Below are 18,389 nucleotides of genomic sequence, written 5' to 3' on the forward strand. Positions count from 1 at the left end.
TTGCTGGTAATCTCCGGCTATATCATGTGGTTCCCGTCCTTTTTCTCGGCGGGACTGGTACGGGCAGCCTATCCTATTCACGACCTGGCTATGATCTTTGCCACCTGCATGGTATGTATGCACGGCTACCTGGGTTCCTTCCACCCCGGTTCAGGCGAATCCTTCTGGGGAATGTGGAAAGGCACCGTCAGAGAAGACTGGGCTAAGCACCACCATGCCATATGGTACCAGGAGACCTATGGGCAAAAACAGGATGCCAATTGATTGAGCAGGATTCTAAAAGGCGGGGAAGCTTTAAGCGTATGTCCATAGGGACATTTTATGAACCGTGGGTTTAGGTGAGGCAGACAGCAAATTAGGCTGTCTGCCTTTGCCGTTGCCCGGCTATCTTCTCGGCTTCTTCGGCAAATGCGCAGACGATGCCGATATCACGGTAGTGAATAACAGGTTATTTTCAAATGACTCTTGTATATTTCTTTTATTTGCAATATACAAATAAAAAGTAGTATATAGATTGTATCATTACAGGATGAAGGAGGTGGACGGTATGCTTTATCTGACCGTGAAGGAGGCCGCGGAGAAATGGGGGCTGGGCACCCGGATTGTTACCTTATACTGTGCGGAAAACAGAATCGAGGGCGCTGTCAAAAGGGGCAATCTGTGGCTGATACCGGAGCATGCCGAGCGGCCTGCCGATAAACGGCGCCGTGAGCAGCCGGCTCCCCAGACCTCGCTTTCGGACGACCTTGCCCATCTCCTGGCGGCTACCGCCGGCGCCATGCCCCACGACAATCCGGACGCGGTCCTGGACACCGTGAACGAAGAAAGGATGCGGCTCCAATACGAGGGTGAAATCGCCTACCTGCGGGGAGATTTTCAAGCGACAATGGCCTGCTTTCAGAGAACCCGGGGGGACGACGCGGCGCGGCTTCGTGCCAGTCCGGTAACGATTGCGGCGGCCATTAGCCTGGGGGATTACACCGCCTACACCGAGATTGAGGCTTATCTTAAAAAATGCGTGGAAGTCCACAAAGGCAGCATCACAGCGGCTATCGCGGAGCATGCCCTGGCCACCGCCGCCGTGAGCATCATTGCACCGAACATGGTCCCGGACTGGCTGAAGGAAGGGGATTTCAGCCCCCTCGCTCCACAGGCGAAGCCGAATGCCCTCTATTTGCGCGCGAAGTATTTTCACTGTTTAAATAAGTATGACGCCATGCTGGCCGTGGCGCAGACCGCTCTGACCCTATCCGCACAGCCGCAGGGATTCACGACAACCGATATTTATCTGCGGGTGTCCTGCGCCGTCGCCTGCCATTGTCTTGGACGCGACGACGAGGCCCGGCGCTGGCTGCTGGAAGCCATGCGCCTCGCCCTGCCCCACGGCTTTATCACTCCCTTTGCGGAGCTCGTTACCGCGCTGGGAGGTCTGATTGAGCAGTGTCTGGAACGGGAGTTTCCCTCCTGCCGTGACGCGATTCTCGGGCAATGGGAGCGCACATGGAAAAACTGGATCGCTTTTCACAACCAATTCACGCAGGATAACATCACACTGATGCTGACCCTGCGGGAATATCACCTCGCCCGGCTTGTGGCGCAACGCGTCCCTTACGCCGAAATTGCCAGGCAGCACTGCATTTCCGTGGGCAGGCTCAAAAACATCATGCTGGAGATTTACGAAAAGCTGTATATATCCGGCCGGGAGGAGCTTGCAAAATACATTATATAAGTAAAAAACGTGACTTTTTGAGGGTGAAAAGTCACTCCCTATAAAATGAAGGTTCCCCTATGATAGCAATGAAAAGCTATCATAGGGGTTTTTTATATCCCTGTTGCGAAGGAGCGTGAACGGATGCGCCCGGAAAAGGAACCATATAAGGTGTACCGGGCGGGAGGCCGGGAGTTTCCCGTTTACCTTGAGTACGACGAGCAGCTTCAGGAGAGCTACCCGGCCTACCCCGACTTTGAGGAACGCCCGGAGTATACCGGCGAGGGCCGTCCCTTTGCTACGGCGGAGCAGGAGAGCTGCCCCCATTGCAAGCCCGGCGTTCCAGGGGAGCCGCCCCCCAGCGACTGCGGCGGCTGCGGCTGGTTTTACCGGGAGCAGACGCCCTGCGACCCCATCGGCGTCTGCATGTGCGAGGCGCTGCGGCGCAAACCTAAATCAGGTGAGGAGCAAAGAGAATGATATGGAAACAAAGGATGATTGTTTTATCATAGTCCAATACAAGGTGGTCATGAGAATATGAAGACGGCGCAAAAACGAGTCTTTAGCCTGTTGCTGTGCGTTATGCTTGCAATCACCATGCTGCCGGTGAATATGTTGGCCCACAGCGGTTCAGCCGCACCCGCACAGCTTTCCGCTGCGACTGCAGGCGGTACTTCCGGCAATCCGGCCGGCAGTCTTCCACCAATACAAACGGCGGCACAATTAGGTTTGATAACCCGTTTGGGGACGTGAAGCCCGGCGACTGGTTTTTTGATGATGTAGGCTTTGTTTACACCAGCGGCCTGATGACAGGCACCGGCGCGGAATCGCCGCAGTTTAGTCCCGATATGCCAATGTCCCGGGCTATGCTGGTCACGGTTCTGTACCGTCTTGCCGGCAGCCCGGATGTCTCCGGCCTGCCCAACGCTTTTACCGATGTGCCTGAAGGCTCGTGGTACGGCAGCGCGGTGGCGTGGGCGGCGGCAAACGGTATAATCAGAGGCGTGGGCGGCAACCGTTTCGCTCCGCACGATAACGTCACGCGCGAACAGGCGGCGGCGATTCTTCTTAGATATGCGAGGCTGATCGGAAAGGGCCCCGCCGACGAAGCAGCAGGCGGCCCCCGCTTTGCCGACAGGGACAAAATCTCGGATTGGGCTTTGGAAGGCGCCGTGTGGTGTAGCATGATCGGCGTCATCACGGGCAAGCCTGGGGATAACGGCATGCTGTTTGACCCGCAGGGAAACGCCACACGCGCAGAGCTTGCGGCGATGCTGCATAGGTTTGCGGATAATGTGGTCAACAAACCTGCCGATGAACAACCTGTCACGTCTGTCACCGGTTCCTCCTCCGCTTCCTCCTCCGCTTCCGGCTCAAGCTCGGGTGATTTCCTGACAGTTTCCTTTAAAACCAATGGCGGCACCGCAATGGCTACGGTTTCTGTGCCCCGGGGAGGCAAGCTCCGGATGTGCCGATCCCCCTCAAGGACGACTGCACTTTTACGGGCTGGTATACCGACAGCAGTCTGACCCAAGCCTTCTTTTCCGACACCCCCATCACCGAGAACATGACCCTTTACGCGTCTTATGCCGACAGGGACTACAACTATAAGGAATACGTCGATTCGGTCAAATTTCTGCCGGACTGCGAAGATGATATAACATTCGAGATTTTGTCTCCGGAACCCATCGACGACGGCAATCTGGATAAGTACATAACAATTAAGGATAAGGTTAACGGAGATGAAATCCCTGACGTTACCGTAACAAGCCGGGGTGGAAACGTTTATGCCGTTTCGCCCAGGGCGCCCTACACTTACACTCCCGGCGACACCTACGAGCTTTCCCTAATAGACACAAACTTAAGCTTCTACAATGAAAAACAGGAAGTCCGCACCATAGCCTTCAGCATTAAAAAGCCCGAAACCTATGACGTTAAATTCAAGGATGGCATCGTATATCTTCTCTGGAGTCAGGTAAATGTGATCGGCAGCGGTGTGTATAGTCTCCCGAAGGCTTTGGCCGACGACAAAGGGATCGCGGTTGGAACAACTATATGCTTAACTGACGAGCTTGATGCAAACGGGCAGGGAGTTCTAAACGAAAATTCCAAAATTCGCAATATACTGAGCATTGTAAACACGGATTCAACAGACCCGCAGAGAGTCATGCTGTTTACCGAAGCCAGCAGTGTGGAGGACGTTTATAAGCAGCTTGACGTTTATGTGCAGCAAAGCGTAGATCCGGAGAAAATAGCCAGATCCATTGATTTAAAGAAGCTTGAGCGGGACGTGAAAAACAGCGAGGGCACGATGAAATTTACCAGGCTCCTGGCGGTGGCGCTCAACGAAAGCCAGACGGTGGCGGCTCTGTTCTCATCGAAAGACGCGGCCGGGTCGGCAGAGACACTCTTGTCCGGTTACTCCTCGCCATTTGCCAAGCCCACAGAAAACAATGATAAGCTTTCCATTACCGCCAATGCTCTGGTTTCCGGATTAACCGTCACCGCGTCAGTCGGCACGGCTAGAAATACCAATTTCCCCGGCGCGGTCGACAACAATTGGGTCGTGCTGACAATAAAATTCAACTACAATGCGACAATCAAGAAAGTCCAGGTGAAGGCCGACTTTACCTTCAAGGAGTTCATTACCCTTTCGGAGGGAACGAAGGCCGGCCTGAATCTCGAACAGGGGATCTATTTTGACGCCTGGATCGACGCTTACTCGCAGACGGATGTGGAATTCAACGTCCTTGTCAAGACAGTCGACGTAGACGAAGAGTACCTGGATATCACCGCTGAGATCCAGAAGCTTATCGACGGCTTTACGAAGGACAATTCCGACGTCCCCGAAATCATCAGGGAGGTTTTGGGCTCGAAGGGCGACTACATAGACCTGGTGGAGGTCAATATTTTCGAGGAGTCGCAGGATGTCAAGATGCCGACGCCCGTTTTGCAGTTTAAAGAGAAGGGCGACTTTGTCGTCAGGCTGAACCTTGCGGTGGGGCTGTCGGCACAAAGCACCATCATGTCCGCCAGCCGCATAGGCATCAGGGGCGGCACGAGCCAGGACCTGGAAACGTACAGGTACGGGCTTGAAGGCGACGGCAGGCAAAGCCTAGACCTGTACTGCGCGGGCTATCTGGGAGTCAAGGCCGGCGTAAGGCTTACCGTAAGCGTCAATTTCTATGGCCTTGAATCCCTCGGCAGAGTGGGCTTTACCGGAGAAGCGGGCGCTTATATGGACCTGTACGGCTTTTTGCAGCTTCATCTAGTCAAAGCCGGAGGCAATCCTGACATCAACATGAACGGCGGCGTCTACATGGAAGTAGGCATCTATTTTGAACTGAAAATCTTCGCCGAGTCGAAGTATTTCAATGTAAAGGCGGAACTTTCCGTACTGGATAAGAAATTACCTTTCTATACCCTGGGCAACCGGTATGTGCTGTACAGGTTCAAGAACGCCGGCAAGTCCGTGATCATCAACCAGAACGACTGCTATATCAGCAACAGCGGCCTGCTGGACTGCGAAATGCTCGACCTCACCACCGGTCAAGTGGTCAAGGGCGACTATTCCAAGCTCAGTAAATTTTATTTCAAAATATCCAACCCGTGGATGATCGATTGGCTTGATGAGAATCATATTCAGGTCCGGCCGCAATATTTTGGGAAAACATATTACAACGTCTATGTTGCGGCAGGCACCAAGCGGCTGGACGCCACGGTGCAGGTTTATTACGGCGGAGACAACCTCTGCTTCAGCAGCCGGGAAAAGGGCTACACCTATAATGAGATCAAGCTCATATGGATCGATCCCTCTATTGACCCCAAAACTGTCAACCTGAGCCCCGTTACGGCAACCTATGTGGTCAATATGGACGGGGAGAAGGTTGGGGAGACGAAAAAGCTCGTGCTTGCGGGTACTGTCCCGGGCGGCATCGACCTGTCTGCCTGGACCAACCCCATAGAAGGTCTGCTCAGATATCAGGAAGCTGAAGTAACCGGTTATACAGGCGACTGGAATGAAGCCATCTGGAAGGATGCTACCTATGTGGTGAATATGACGAAGAAGCAGGTGCTGATATCCTATATATACCTCCATAACGGGCAATGGCACTATGAGGTATATGCCGCCGAAAACGGCGATACGCCGCCTGTTCCATCAGGTTATCAGTCGCCGGGCCCGGGACGCACTTTTAAGGATTGGATGAGAAAGGATTACACGTACATTAATTACAGCTACCCGGCAACGAGCAGCGAGCCGCTGACAAACTTAAAAATCTATAGTGCGTGGGCATGCAACCTGACTGTTACAGGCTACGACAAAACGCAGCCTGTCTATACCTTTACCGGCACGCTGGAGGAATGTAATGAGAAGTTTAACGAAAACCAGAAAACAATGCCCGTCATGTTCCACAATATGGCGGAGTATGACACTGCCCGGGTAAACATCACGTTCTATTATCCAAGAATGCAATACACAGCTTATGGGCAGAAATTCAACATAATGTATCTCAGTGAAGGATACTTGTTTAATTACGGCACTACACCATTGCCCCCGCGCCAAAAGAGCTATCCCGGGTGTACGATTTTAGGATGGAGCCACAGATACGTTAACGCGGCGGATTACGCTTATGACAGGCTGCCCCTGGCCACACAGGATACCTATTACAACCTTATTGTCGAATTCAAACAGCGCCGGATCATATTCAAAACGGATATGGGAGCCTTTGCCGATGGCAGTACTGAAGCCGACTCCGGTATGATTCCCTATTCGGATTATCTGAAGTATGTGGAGGACTTCCAGAACGCCAATAACGCCCTCACGATCCAACCGGTGCAAAAGGACGGCGCGCTCTACAAATTCCATCGGTGGGACGTGGACTACTCTCAAGACGAGCAGGGCATCCAGACCTGGAACGCAGTTTGGGTCGTCGCTCCAGGCCAGGAGTTCACCGCCGCCTTCAACGCCGGAGAGGGAGCCGCGTTTTCCGACGGAAGCACAAGCGTTTCCCTCGGGGTCACTTACGGTACGCGCCTGGATTTGGCCTCGTTCACCCCTGTTAAGGCCGCAGATAACCAGTACACCTATACGCTGGCAGGCTGGAAGGATCAGGACGGAAAAACCTACGGCCCGACCGATACTGTCGTCATCCAAAAGCATATGACCTATACTGCGGTCTACACGCCAGCCGAGAGGATGTATACCGTAACGGTAAGCGCCGGAAATGGTAAATTCCCCGACGGCACGGATACAAAAACCTTTACCGGCAAATATGGAGAGGATACGAATATTTCGGGCAGCATAAGCGACCCCACGCCTCCCGGGGGCAATTCCGATTACCATTATGAGTTCGACGGCTGGTCGGAAGCTCTCCCGGAGATATTCACACAGGACATGACCATTACCGCGAAGTACAGACAGGTCGAAAACGAGTACACTGTCACCTTTGACGCTGGCAGCGGCTGCTTTGAGGGCGGTTCGGCTGTCATAACACAGACCTATCATTACGGCGCTGTAATCATTCCTCCCGATGATCCGACCAAAGCGGAGAACGAATATTTCCGGTATGAGTTTACAGGCTGGTCTCCACCGCTGAATGCGGGAGACGCTGTTACCGGCAACCGCACATATACGGCAAACTACCGTTCAGTTCCGAAAGGCTCGACGCTGCCGGAGGCCGGGATCACAGTAACAAACGGCGAAGTGACCGAGGATATCAGTGTGGGCAGCATCTCCGGCTACACCTACGAAATGGTCGAAACGTTTGACGGAACTACTGTTCCCGTCCTTACGATTACGGGAGACGGGCTGACCTTCAGCGGAACAGGCAGCGACGTATACGTGAACATTGACGGCGCGACAAACTCCGTTACCTTCGATAATCTGAACATCTCGGTCAGCAAAGAGTATTTTGACAGCATAAATGTTGGGGAAAGCAGCAGCCCGTTGACCGTCAACATTAGGGGGAATTGCGCTTTCGAGATTACATTGTCGTCAGATGAAGCTCAGCATGTCATGCGCATTGAGCGTCCCACCCGATTTGCCGGTACGGAAAAAACCGAAGACTCGCTGCGTATCGTCACTTCAGGGGGTAAGGCGATTTACGCCTCGAACAGCCTGACATTTGATACCCTGGATTTGGCAATAGACGCGGCAGGAGGCGAAGACATCGATATGGGCTCAATATACGCGCTGAGCGCAGATGTGGGCGAAGGGAAGCAGTCCGTGTGCCGCTTCGTGTATTCCGATGTTGCCATTGCCTCAGACGGTGGCGGATTCATGTTGGGGCCGATTGGCCTAGAAATTCAAAACAGCGTTTTGGGCATGAATTGTGACGGCTCGGCAGGAATTCTTGGCGGATTTGCGGTCGATGCTTCCAATGTGACCATTGCAGCCGGGCAAGGTCTTTGGATTGACGGAGACGCCGCATTCTCCGGAGCTTCGCAAATCAAGCTGACGGCAGACGGGGGCGCGGCCATAAGCGCCGTAAGCGGTATAACCGTGCCGGATGACTACGATTTGGGCGGCGCGTCAATCCGACTTTTGACAGACAGCTCAACAGGCGACTATTATACCTTTGCCATTGAAACAGAAGGCGTCTGGATTCCGGCGGCAAATGTTCAGATACACTCTCCTTGAGGCGCTGCATAACCTGCTTGGGAAAACAGAGTTAAATATTAAGCAAATATAGCGGGATGCAAATGAGGCGCTTCGCATGAAGCGCCTCGTTTGTTTACCTTCCGTATTGGTTTGGGGTATGGTTCAATAAGTTTCCCTATTGAACCGTGGATTTATTTCCCCGCCTTTTTCCGTTTGCGGCAGTCTCCATGCCTATTAACCAGAAATCTTGATAATTTCTTGAAACCAAATTGAAATATTGTTGTTAAACTGCCAATGAAGCAAAAAACAAGGAGGCGATTTCATTGACAAAGATGCGGAACCATAAACTGATAGCGTTATTGCTGCTGGGATTCCTGGCGGCAGGGGCGGCGTTCTATGCTATTCCGGCTATGGCGACTGCGGGTAACAGCAGCCAGCCAGCTAATGCTGGAACTGGGTATCAGATGCGAGGTCCCGGAGGAGGCATGAGGGGTTTTGGCGGACCTAATCTGGACGCAGCCGCGGAGTTGACCGGCAAGACCGTAGAGGAGTTAAAGGCTTCGCTTCAGGCCGGTACCAGACTATGTGACATACTTGCAGCAGCCGGGGTGGACAAAACCGCTTTACAGGCCAAAATGCAGGAAGCTAGAGCGGCCCGTTTGCAGGAAATGCTGGACAGCGGCAAGATTACTCAGGAACAGTTCGTCCAAATGAAGAAAAGAGAAACCGTACAAGAAGCGATCAGGGCCAAAATACAGGCTGTTCAAAATGATATTTCTTCACTAAGCCAAGAAGAACGCGCCAGCAAAATGCAGGAACTCAGAAAAGCAGCTCTGCAGGAATTGCTCGACAATGGCACTATCACCCAGGACGAATACGATAAAATGATAGCCAGCCAGGGCCCTAAAAACGGGCAGGGAAAAATGGGCGGCAAAGGCCGAGGAATGGGCGGCTTCAAAGGCCAAATGAATTGTTCCGGGGTGTGTCCGAATCTTAAATAAAATATGGTATAAAAACTCTTGCGATAGGCTCGTGTTCTGCACGGGTCTATCAGATTTTGGGGATATATTTTCGGGTGTCTAGCATAACCAAATATGGCCGCAGGCTGCGGGCGCGGGTGAAAATAGCCGCCGAATACGGTAAAATGGTATCATGGACGCGTTGGCACTGTTTTAACATCAGGCAAGTTTTTCCGGGAGGAAATGATAATGAGTAATCTGCTGTTAATAGTTGAGGATGATGAGGCCTTAAGAAAAATGCTCACAGCTCATCTGAATGCTGATGGTTTTCAGACCATCCAGGCCCGCGATGGCAGCGAAGCGGTAGCTTTGTGGAAAGAGAAGCGGCCGGATCTTGTCATACTCGACATCATGCTGCCGGGAAAATCAGGTTTTGAGGTATTAAGAGAAATCCGCAGCCATGACTCCACCCCGGTGATAATGCTTACGGCGCGGGTAGAAGAAATTGATAAGCTGCTGGGACTGGAAATGGGAGCGGATGATTATATTACCAAACCTTTTTCTCCCCGGGAACTAAGCGCCAGGATAAAAGCGGTTTTGCGCCGTACAACCAACCTGGCTGAAAAACCGGGTCTTAATCTGGGCAATTTAAACATTGATATACTTCGTTTTGAAGCCAGTGTAAAAGACGAAATTATGCCTTTGACCACTACCGAGTTTAAGATACTGCTTATGCTGGTTGAAAGCCCGGGACAGGTTTTTACCCGTTTGCAGATATTGGAACGGGTTTACGGCGATATTTATGAAGGCTATGAACGCACCATTGATACGCATATTAACAACCTGCGGCGCAAGATGGAAAACTTCCCGCAAATCAATCTGAGTATTAAAACTGTCTACAAGGTGGGATACAAGCTTGTGGAAGAAAAAGACGGAAACTAACCGTACCGGGATAACCAGCCGCATAACCATCGTAATAATATTAGTGGCGGTAATTTCAGCCGGGTCATCAGGCCTGATTGCGTATTATATAAGCAAGAATCAGTTTGCCGCCTATGTGGACCGTTTCGGTTTTAATATGGGCAGCCGTTATGCCGGTCTGGTACTGGACTACTATGATCAATACGGGACCCTGGAAGGTTTACAAAACGTAGTATTCTCGGGACGACATCCTATGAACGGGCAGGGCAGGATGGGTCAGGGGATGAACCGATCCGGCCCCGGCATGATGCTGTCAACCATGCGCCGGGTAATAATAACCGATAATACCGGCAGGATTCTGGCGGATTCAGAATTGAATGGCTCAGGTTCCAGTAACAGCTTTTCAAAAGAGGATTATACAAAGTATCCGGTGGTATATAAAGATAAGCGAACCATTGCCATTATTTATGTTTTTAGTCCTTTGAAGGGCGGTATCAGCAGCCTGGAAAACAATTACCTGGCGGATATTCGCGCCAAGATGGCGGACAGTATCGCGGTGTTCGCCCTCCTGGCCCTCCTGGTTGGCCTGCTGCTGGCACGGCGCATGACCCAACCGATTAATGCTCTGTCATCAGCCATCCATGAGGTTGCCAGGGGAAACCTGGGAGTAAGGGTTGAATACCATGGTGACCGGGAGTTCACCCAGCTGGCCGGAGAATTTAACCAGATGGTTATGCAGCTCAATGAACACGAACAAAATCGTAATGCCTTGATGGTGAATATTGCTCATGAATTACGGACCCCGCTAAGTATTATACGAGGAAACCTGGAGGGGTTGCAGGCTGGCAGCCTTGTTCTGAATGATGAAATGAAGAGCGCTTTGGTGGATGAGATTATCCGTCTGACCAGACTGGTAAAAGACCTGGAAACGGTCGGTCTGGCCGAAGTTGGCGCTCTAAAAATAAATCTGGAATTAATTCGGGTGGAAGAGATATTAGACAGCATTATGCCCCTGCGGTTGGTTATGGAAGAAAAAGGGATATGCTTTGCGACTGAAGTTGATAATAATTTTCAGGTAATAAGAGCCGACAGGCAGCGCCTTACCCAGATTTTGATTAATCTTCTCACCAATGCTATGCGGCACACCCCGCCTCGGGAAGCGGTTATTAAACTGAACATTTCAGTCAGGCCAGACGCGGTGGTTTTTATGATTCAGGATAATGGCGCGGGCATTAGTCCAGAACACCTTCCCCATATTTTTGAACGCTTTTACCGGGTTGATGAGGATCGCAGCCGCGATGCCGGAGGAACCGGGTTGGGGCTGGCTATTGCCAGGAGTTATATAGAAGCGCACGGCGGGAGAATATGGGTTGAAAGCAAACCGGGAGAGGGGGCATCTTTTTATTTTACCCTGCCGCAGAAAGGACTATAATAAGTTATTAACCCAACGTTGCGGTGATTAATTATGTACAGTAAAAGCAGCTTTGGTTAAGGCAATCATAACGCTTTATCCCGCCGTCAGCCGGCATTTAAGTCAAGAGTTAAAATATCTGTGTATATCAGTGTTTAATCTGTGTTTATCCGTGGTTAAACACTTTATTGTGTCTTATCCCGCAGTTAGCGCAGGGGCGATTCACGAATCGCCCTGTCGTTGCGAGCGCAGCGAAGCAATCTAAAATATTATGGTAAGGGGTGGATTGCTTTGCCGCACTCACAATTTTTACAGGAATATAACCTGTGCCAGGATAAAAGAAAAGCATTGGGATGGGAAAGATTGCCGCGTCTCTGCGCTCCTCGCAGCGACAAATACATAGTTTGCGTAACAATGAAAATACCGGAAAGTTTGTGTTCTTGGCCGCACATGATATATCAACTGCGCAAGTTGAATAATTAAATAAAGATAAAGACTTTGCTGTCGATCATTAATCGAATAAGCAAAGTCTTTATTATTTTAACGATAAAAGAGGTTTATTACAAAGATTGGCGAAAATAACACAATCATAACAATTATAGCTATATTTATATATTATGGCATTAAAAAAGATCGCTAAAATAATATTCTGCGGGGGAAATGTTGTGTTATTAGGATTCAATAGCAATGGTGTCGGCGGACTGCGGATTCATGATCATGCATGTTTAATATATGAAAGTGAGGATGAATGGCGCAATACAGTTATACCGTATATTACCCTGGGTTTAAAACGGGGTGAAAGATGTGTTTACGGTCTTAATCATAGAACCAGGCAGATGATCTTGGACGCTCTAAAAGACAATGGCATAGATGCCGACAGTTTTGAAGAATCAGGACAATTAATAATTGCCCATAAAGGATTTCTGCCCCACGAAAACGAGAGCAAAAGGTTGGATCAAGTCTTTGCCTTCTATGTAAGCTTTATCGAAAAAGCCGTTGCGGACGGTTATCCAGCCGTCAGGTTTACCGGTGAATCAATCTATACGCGACTGGGCTGTGAACCCTGGAATAACCTGGTTGAGGTAAATTCCCGCATGAACAGCCAGCTGTTTCCCCATTATCCCTGCATGGCCTTATGCCAGTATGACCGGTGGAAAACCGAACCCCAGTTGTTGAAATATGCTATTATCAGCCATCCCGTTATCATTATAGACGGAAACATTTATCACAACGTATCCAGCATCATTGATGAACAGTTTATCGAAACAAGCAATGACAGGTGGGAAGCTGAACACTGGCTGAGCATCATTAAAAGAGAACATCATGAAAGAGAGGAACTAAGAAAGTCAGAGGCTCAATACCGGCTGATAGCGGAAAACGCTTATGATTTGACCATAATTATGGATCGCCATACCTTTAACTATAAATACGTAAGTCCATCACATGAAAGAATAGTAGGCTATACGGTTGAAGAACTAACCGGGCAAAATTGTTTTGCGCATGTACATCCTGATGATAAACCAATGGTGGAGAAAACACTGACAGCAGGAATCCAAAAAGGCAGCGGCACTGCCAACTATCGTTCGCTCACTAAAGACGGAAGATATATCTGGCTGCAGGCCATAGGCAAGGTTATACATGACGGAGACTACCAGGGCGATGTATTATTAATAACCCGGGATATAACCGAACTTATGCAGTCTGAACTGGCCCGGCAGAAGTCAGAAGAAAAATACCGCTTAATAGCTGATACGGCTCAAGATATGATTATGTCAATTGATATCCATAATTTTCGATGCACTTATCTCAGCCCAGCCAATATGACCATTTTAGGTTTCTCAGAAGAAGAGTTAACCGGGCGGGCCTTATTGCAATTTGTCCATCCTGACGACCGTGGTTTTGTACAGGAGGCTGCCAGAAAGGCTATTGCCAAAGGATCAGGACAGGCTCAATACCGGCTCAGGAAGAAAGATGGCAGTTATATCTGGGCAGAATCGATCGGAAAAATGTTTGAAGATCTCGATCTAAAACAGGAACTGCTGGTTACCACCCGCGATATAAGCGAAAGGAAAAGGGTTATTGAAGCATTAATTGCCAGCGAAGCGCGATTGCGGCGCAGTGAGATGGAACTTAAACAACAGCTTGATTACGTAAGCTACTTGATAGACAACATGAATGAAATATTTATTACCTATGACGCCAAACGTATAATTACTTTTGTTAATAGCAACGGTTCTAAAATATTGGGTGAAATAGTGGGCAAAGACGTGCTCGAATTAATACCCGATTCCCACAGGGGTATTGCTGAACAGCAGGTCAAAAGCCGGCTGGAAAAGGGTGAGTCAGGGACATTTGAGACACCTATCACCGGGAAGAATGGTGAGGAAGTGCTGGTAAGAATCAAAAGCGCGCCCATAATCAATAATGGTATGGTTCATGGGGCTATGCTTCTGGCTGAAGATATTTCCGAACACCGTAAAATGGAGAAAGAGATGGCCAGGCTGGACCAGCTTAATACAGTCGGAGAGATGGCGGCGGGCATCGGGCATGAAATAAGAAACCCCATGACAACGGTTAAGGGTTTTCTGCAGATTATGGGGCAGAATGACGATTTTGCTGAGTACAGGTCCTATTTCAATATTATGATTGAAGAACTGGAGCGAGCTAATTCCATAATCAGCGAGTTTCTTTCGCTGGCCAAGAACAAGCTGGTTGACCTTCACCTGCACAACCTGAATACTATTATTGATGCTTTATATCCGCTCCTGCAAGCCGACGCCTTACTGGCCGACAAGTTCATAGAACGGGATTTAAAAGAAATACCCGAATTGCTGCTGGATGAAAAAGAAATACGGCAATTACTGGTGAACCTGGTGAGAAATGGCCTGGAAGCGATGGATGAGGGCGGTGTTATTTACATCAGCACCTGCCTGGAGGGGGAGGAAGTGGTTTTGTCGGTACGCGATGAAGGGCATGGTATCGCCGGCGAGGTGCTGGATAAAATAGGAACCCCGTTTATAACCACCAAGGAGAAAGGCACAGGCCTGGGGTTGGCTATCTGTTACAGTATCGTCGCCCGTCATGACGCAAGTATCAGGCCATATTCAGGTCCATGGGGAACGGAAATGGTTATCAGGTTTAAGGTACCTGCCCAGGGATAATATATAAACATCCTAAATAATATAGCTGAGGTCTGCACGGGGGAACCCTGTAACCACCCTATCAGTAAAATAATCCTTGATTTCCTGCATATGCTTCGGGGGATAAATATATTTTCCATAACCGAATTGACCGTATTTATAGCTGCGCTGTTCTTCATCCATGGCAGATCGGTATGCGGGTATACTGCTTCAATGATTTTTTTGGCTTTGGCGGTAAAACGGTGGGAAATGATCTCAAAACTCAGGTTTTGGGGTTCTGATGCACTTAAATATTGGGTCAGCAGATTAAACATCTCCTGGTAATCCTGTTTCCAGCCATCGTAAATGATTACCGGACCGATAATAAAGCCCATGGGGTAGCCGGCCCGGGCGATTTTTTGTGCTGTTTCCAACCTTTTAACCAGAGAGGGGGCGGCGTGTTCATAACTTTTAATAATATGGTCTGAATTTATGCTGAAACGAATCGTAGTTCTGCCCCGGTGCTCGATGGTAAGGAGTGATTCTATATCAGTATATTTTGTGACAAACCTGAAACTGCCGTGGTCCTGCCCGGCGAAAAATCCAATGGTTTCAGCCAGGGCGCCGGTATAAGGTTCGACCGGAACAGGGTCGGAAGTGGCTGCGCCTTCAAAAACGGTTGTTTCAGGCTTTCTTTGTTCAATGTATTGTTTCGTTTGTGCCAATATTTCATCCAGGTTCACATAAACCCTGACATATGGGTTTTTGCCGAAATGGGTGTTAAGATAGCAGTATTCGCATTGGCCCATGCATCCCGAAACCAGGGGAAGCTGAAAATGAGCCGATGGCCTGCAGCTTTGAAAATCCAGTGTCCTGCGTACTCCGATGATGAGGGTTCTTTTTCCCTCTGTATATGCTTCGGCAGGTGACGCTCCCCGCGTCCCGGTTATTCTTTGTCTCTTTTGCAGTACTTCCAGCCTGGCCTTGGAATCTGATTTAAAACGCTGCCATATTTGTTGTCCCAGCGGATATTCCAGGGCCGCCTCTTCAAATACCACTCTGTGAGGTAAAAACATCTCTCATTAAGCCTCCTCGCGCGATTATCTTTATTCTTCCTATTTACCACCTAAAAAAACCGGAGAGTAATTAATAAAAATATTATGAAGCAGGAATTAAAGCAGTTTTTATAGAAAAGATAAACTGCGGATTGGTATGCCTGATTTTGCTTGGATAAGAAACCATATACAGTAAATGCCTTTAAAAGGATTGTAGTCAAGTAATATTGTGACTTGCCGGAAGCAGACATTATCCCATTTATCAGGTTAATTGCATAAAGATGGTACTTTAAGCACCCGAAAAAAGACATTAAACAGGGGGAGATGATTGTTATCAAAACAGCGAGAAAAATATCCTTTATAACCATATTAATAGCCTTAATAATATTTAATATTGGGGTAATAGCTATGGCCGCGGGCGAACCCGCTCCTGCTTCCAAAGCCGCGGGATTGGTGCCGCCGTATAATGATGTGGCACCAGGCGACCCCGATACGGTTTTCATAAAGTACATATCCCAAAAAGGCATTATAAGCGGCTTTCCCGATGGGAGCTACCATCCCGCCGAAGGGCTCACCCGCGCCCAGGCTGCGGTAGTCATTTGCAAAGCCGCCGCACTGAAAACCCCGGCCGCAAATAACCAAACCTTCAAAGACGTGTCCCTGGCTCACTGGTCAGCTCCCTATGTTGACGCCGCGGTTAAAGCCGGATACATAAAAGGATTCCCCGACGGCACATACAAACCCGAAGAAAAGCTCACCCGCGCCCAGGGCATCAGCCTCATCATGCGATTGTGCACCCAGAAAGAAAGAGCTGAGCTGCCATCTGTTCAGGATATGAACAACCAGCACTGGGCCGCCAAAGATATGGGTACCGCGATAGCTCTGAAGATGATAGAAACCACCAAAGACGGAAAACAGATCCATCCCGAAGCCGATATGACCCGCGCCAGCCTGGCGCGGGCATTAGCCATACTTTTAACCAAAGACCCCGGCCTGAATCAAGTTAAACTAACCGGAAAATTGACCGAGATAAAAGGGCAAGTAACCCTGACCAGAAACAATCAAACCCAGAACCTGAAAAATGACACCACCATATGCGAAGCAGACATAATCAAAACCGGCAGTGACGGCAGAGCCAGGATAATATATCCCGACGGCAGCGGAACCCTGATAGAAGAAAACAGTGAAATAGCAATCAAAAAAGCCGAAGGCAAGAACTACATAAAGCAGGACGGAACCCCGGGAACAGCCGTAGAATTCTTAAACCTTGACTTAAACAAAGGCACCCTGTTCGGAGCCCTGTCTACAAAGACCGAAAATGAAAAAGAAAAGAAACAAGCGGGTATATCACATATATTTGCCTCGCGGGAAGCATTAACCCAACTGGCTGCAGCAGACAACACCCAGCCCTGGTACCAGACCGCGGAAAAGAAAAAGGTAAAAGTAAAAGTAGATATGCCCTGGGGCGTAGCCGCGGTAAGAGGAACCTTCATAAAAGTCAGCGTAAACCCTGACGGAACCTGTGACGTATCCTGCCTTACCGGCAGCGCTGAACTAAGCGGCAGCAGCGGAGGCTTAACATCATTAGGCGGAGGACAGAGCAGCAGCATCGGCAGTCAAGGAGGCGCGCCCAGTCAAGCCGCCGCGATGAGCGAAGCCGACAAAGCAGCCTTTGCCAGGGAGCAGGAATGGGTAGTCAATACCGCACTGCTGGTAGATACCAACAAAGCCGCCGAAGTCCTGGTAAAAACAGATGACAGCCAGACGGTGGAACAACAGGCCGAAACCACGGTTAAGACCGTAATCGAAGCCTTGAAAGCAAGCGGCATACAACTAAGACCGGAAGTAATTGAAAAACTGAAAGAGGATATACAGTCCAAACTGAATGAAGAAGCAGCCAAATCATTAATAAGTGCGGTAGACAAAGCCGGCGTCACTAATAACACCAACAGCAATTTAAGCAATTTAAGCAATTTAAGCAATTCCAGCGATTCCAGCAATTCCAGCAGCTATATTGCCTATAATACTGCCGGAACCTACGGAGGACAGAGCGCATCATCCGTACAGACTATTACCGGAACGGTGGTTGTCAATGTGCCCGGGGTTACCCTGCAGAACCTGATAATCACCGGCAACCTGGTTCTGGCTGCCGGTATAGGCGAAGGCGATGTCACCCTGAACAATGTAAAAGTACAGGGGGCAGCCACGGTAAACGGCGGCGGAAGCAGCAGCGTAAATATTGCAGACAGCCAGATCAATACCGTTCTGGTACAAAAAACCGGCAGCAGCGTACGTATAGTCGTAAGCGGAAGCACCGCGATCGGAAACCTGACCCTCAATTCAGGAGCGATCCTGGCAGAGGAAAGCAACCTTACCGGTACGGGCTTTTCTAATATCTTAACCGGCCTGTCCCTGCCGGAAGGGACCAGGATAGTATTAAGCGGCAATTTTGCCAGCATAAATATTGCGTCTCCCGGCCTCATCATCGAGGTAGAGAGCGGTACGATAGGCCAGATAAGACTGGCTGAGACCGCGACCGGCACGAGCCTTAACTTGGCAAGCGGAGTAACCGTAAGCGCCTGGAGGTCAACGCCAGCAATGTACAGGTAGGCGGT

At 49.7% G+C, this 18,389-nt stretch carries 10 protein-coding genes and 2 pseudogenes; 11 read left to right on the forward strand and 1 reads right to left on the reverse strand.

What is annotated here, in order from left to right; translation table 11 throughout:
• The 10 genes and pseudogenes from JCM14374_RS13800 to JCM14374_RS10020 all read left to right on the forward strand — a co-directional run.
• Nucleotides 1-264: pseudogene (locus JCM14374_RS13800) on the forward strand (formate dehydrogenase subunit gamma); the annotation flags it as partial.
• Between the two features lie 283 nt (nucleotides 265-547).
• Nucleotides 548-1,729, forward strand: a complete 1,182-nt coding sequence (locus JCM14374_RS14835) for a hypothetical protein (RefSeq protein WP_242848956.1) — start codon at nucleotides 548-550, stop codon at nucleotides 1,727-1,729.
• 305 nt (nucleotides 1,730-2,034) lie between these two features.
• On the forward strand, nucleotides 2,035-2,163 hold the full coding sequence (locus tag JCM14374_RS15350) for a hypothetical protein (protein WP_278279268.1): 129 nt from the start codon (nucleotides 2,035-2,037) through the stop codon (nucleotides 2,161-2,163).
• Between the two features lie 127 nt (nucleotides 2,164-2,290).
• Nucleotides 2,291-2,461: a hypothetical protein gene (locus tag JCM14374_RS14090; RefSeq protein ID WP_172674207.1), complete on the forward strand. Its 171-nt coding sequence runs from the start codon at nucleotides 2,291-2,293 to the stop codon at nucleotides 2,459-2,461.
• Nucleotides 2,458-3,237, forward strand: a complete 780-nt coding sequence (locus JCM14374_RS14095; RefSeq protein ID WP_054696774.1) for an S-layer homology domain-containing protein — start codon at nucleotides 2,458-2,460, stop codon at nucleotides 3,235-3,237. The genes JCM14374_RS14090 and JCM14374_RS14095 overlap by 4 nt, the downstream gene beginning before the upstream one ends.
• Nucleotides 3,177-8,348, forward strand: coding sequence for an InlB B-repeat-containing protein (locus tag JCM14374_RS10000; protein WP_054696777.1), 5,172 nt, complete (start codon nucleotides 3,177-3,179; stop codon nucleotides 8,346-8,348). The genes JCM14374_RS14095 and JCM14374_RS10000 overlap by 61 nt, the downstream gene beginning before the upstream one ends.
• Before the next feature lie 293 nt (nucleotides 8,349-8,641).
• A complete protein-coding gene (locus JCM14374_RS10005; protein WP_242848961.1) occupies nucleotides 8,642-9,310 on the forward strand; it encodes an SHOCT domain-containing protein in 669 nt (222 codons plus the stop codon).
• 207 nt (nucleotides 9,311-9,517) lie between these two features.
• On the forward strand, nucleotides 9,518-10,210 hold the full coding sequence (locus tag JCM14374_RS10010; protein WP_054696783.1) for a response regulator transcription factor: 693 nt from the start codon (nucleotides 9,518-9,520) through the stop codon (nucleotides 10,208-10,210).
• A complete protein-coding gene (locus JCM14374_RS10015; RefSeq protein WP_054696786.1) occupies nucleotides 10,185-11,621 on the forward strand; it encodes a sensor histidine kinase in 1,437 nt (478 codons plus the stop codon). The genes JCM14374_RS10010 and JCM14374_RS10015 overlap by 26 nt, the downstream gene beginning before the upstream one ends.
• A 644-nt stretch (nucleotides 11,622-12,265) precedes the next feature.
• Nucleotides 12,266-14,761 carry a PAS domain S-box protein gene (locus JCM14374_RS10020; protein ID WP_054696788.1) on the forward strand — a complete coding sequence of 832 codons (2,496 nt, stop codon included), beginning with the start codon at nucleotides 12,266-12,268 and terminating at the stop codon, nucleotides 14,759-14,761.
• 12 nt (nucleotides 14,762-14,773) lie between these two features.
• On the opposite strand, the pseudogene splB reads toward JCM14374_RS10020, so the two are convergent.
• Nucleotides 14,774-15,795 (reverse strand): annotated as a pseudogene (gene splB / locus JCM14374_RS10025) (spore photoproduct lyase).
• A gap of 303 nt (nucleotides 15,796-16,098) precedes the next feature.
• Here splB and JCM14374_RS10030 point away from each other — a divergent pair.
• Nucleotides 16,099-18,384 carry an S-layer homology domain-containing protein gene (locus JCM14374_RS10030; RefSeq protein ID WP_054696791.1) on the forward strand — a complete coding sequence of 762 codons (2,286 nt, stop codon included), beginning with the start codon at nucleotides 16,099-16,101 and terminating at the stop codon, nucleotides 18,382-18,384.
• Nucleotides 18,385-18,389 lie beyond the last annotated feature (5 nt).

The organism is Syntrophomonas palmitatica JCM 14374, from assembly GCF_001311885.1.
Classification (GTDB): domain Bacteria; phylum Bacillota; class Syntrophomonadia; order Syntrophomonadales; family Syntrophomonadaceae; genus Syntrophomonas_A; species Syntrophomonas_A palmitatica.

Excerpts from the sequence above, each read along its gene's own strand:
- JCM14374_RS14835 (WP_242848956.1), top strand. The coding sequence starts at position 548 with ATGCTTTATCTGACCGTGAAGGAGGCCGCGGAGAAATGGGGGCTGGGC.
- JCM14374_RS14090 (WP_172674207.1), top strand. The coding sequence starts at position 2,291 with ATGCTTGCAATCACCATGCTGCCGGTGAATATGTTGGCCCACAGCGGT.
- JCM14374_RS10005 (WP_242848961.1), top strand. The coding sequence starts at position 8,642 with ATGCGGAACCATAAACTGATAGCGTTATTGCTGCTGGGATTCCTGGCG.
- JCM14374_RS10010 (WP_054696783.1), top strand. The coding sequence starts at position 9,518 with ATGAGTAATCTGCTGTTAATAGTTGAGGATGATGAGGCCTTAAGAAAA.
- JCM14374_RS10030 (WP_054696791.1), top strand. The coding sequence starts at position 16,099 with ATGATTGTTATCAAAACAGCGAGAAAAATATCCTTTATAACCATATTA.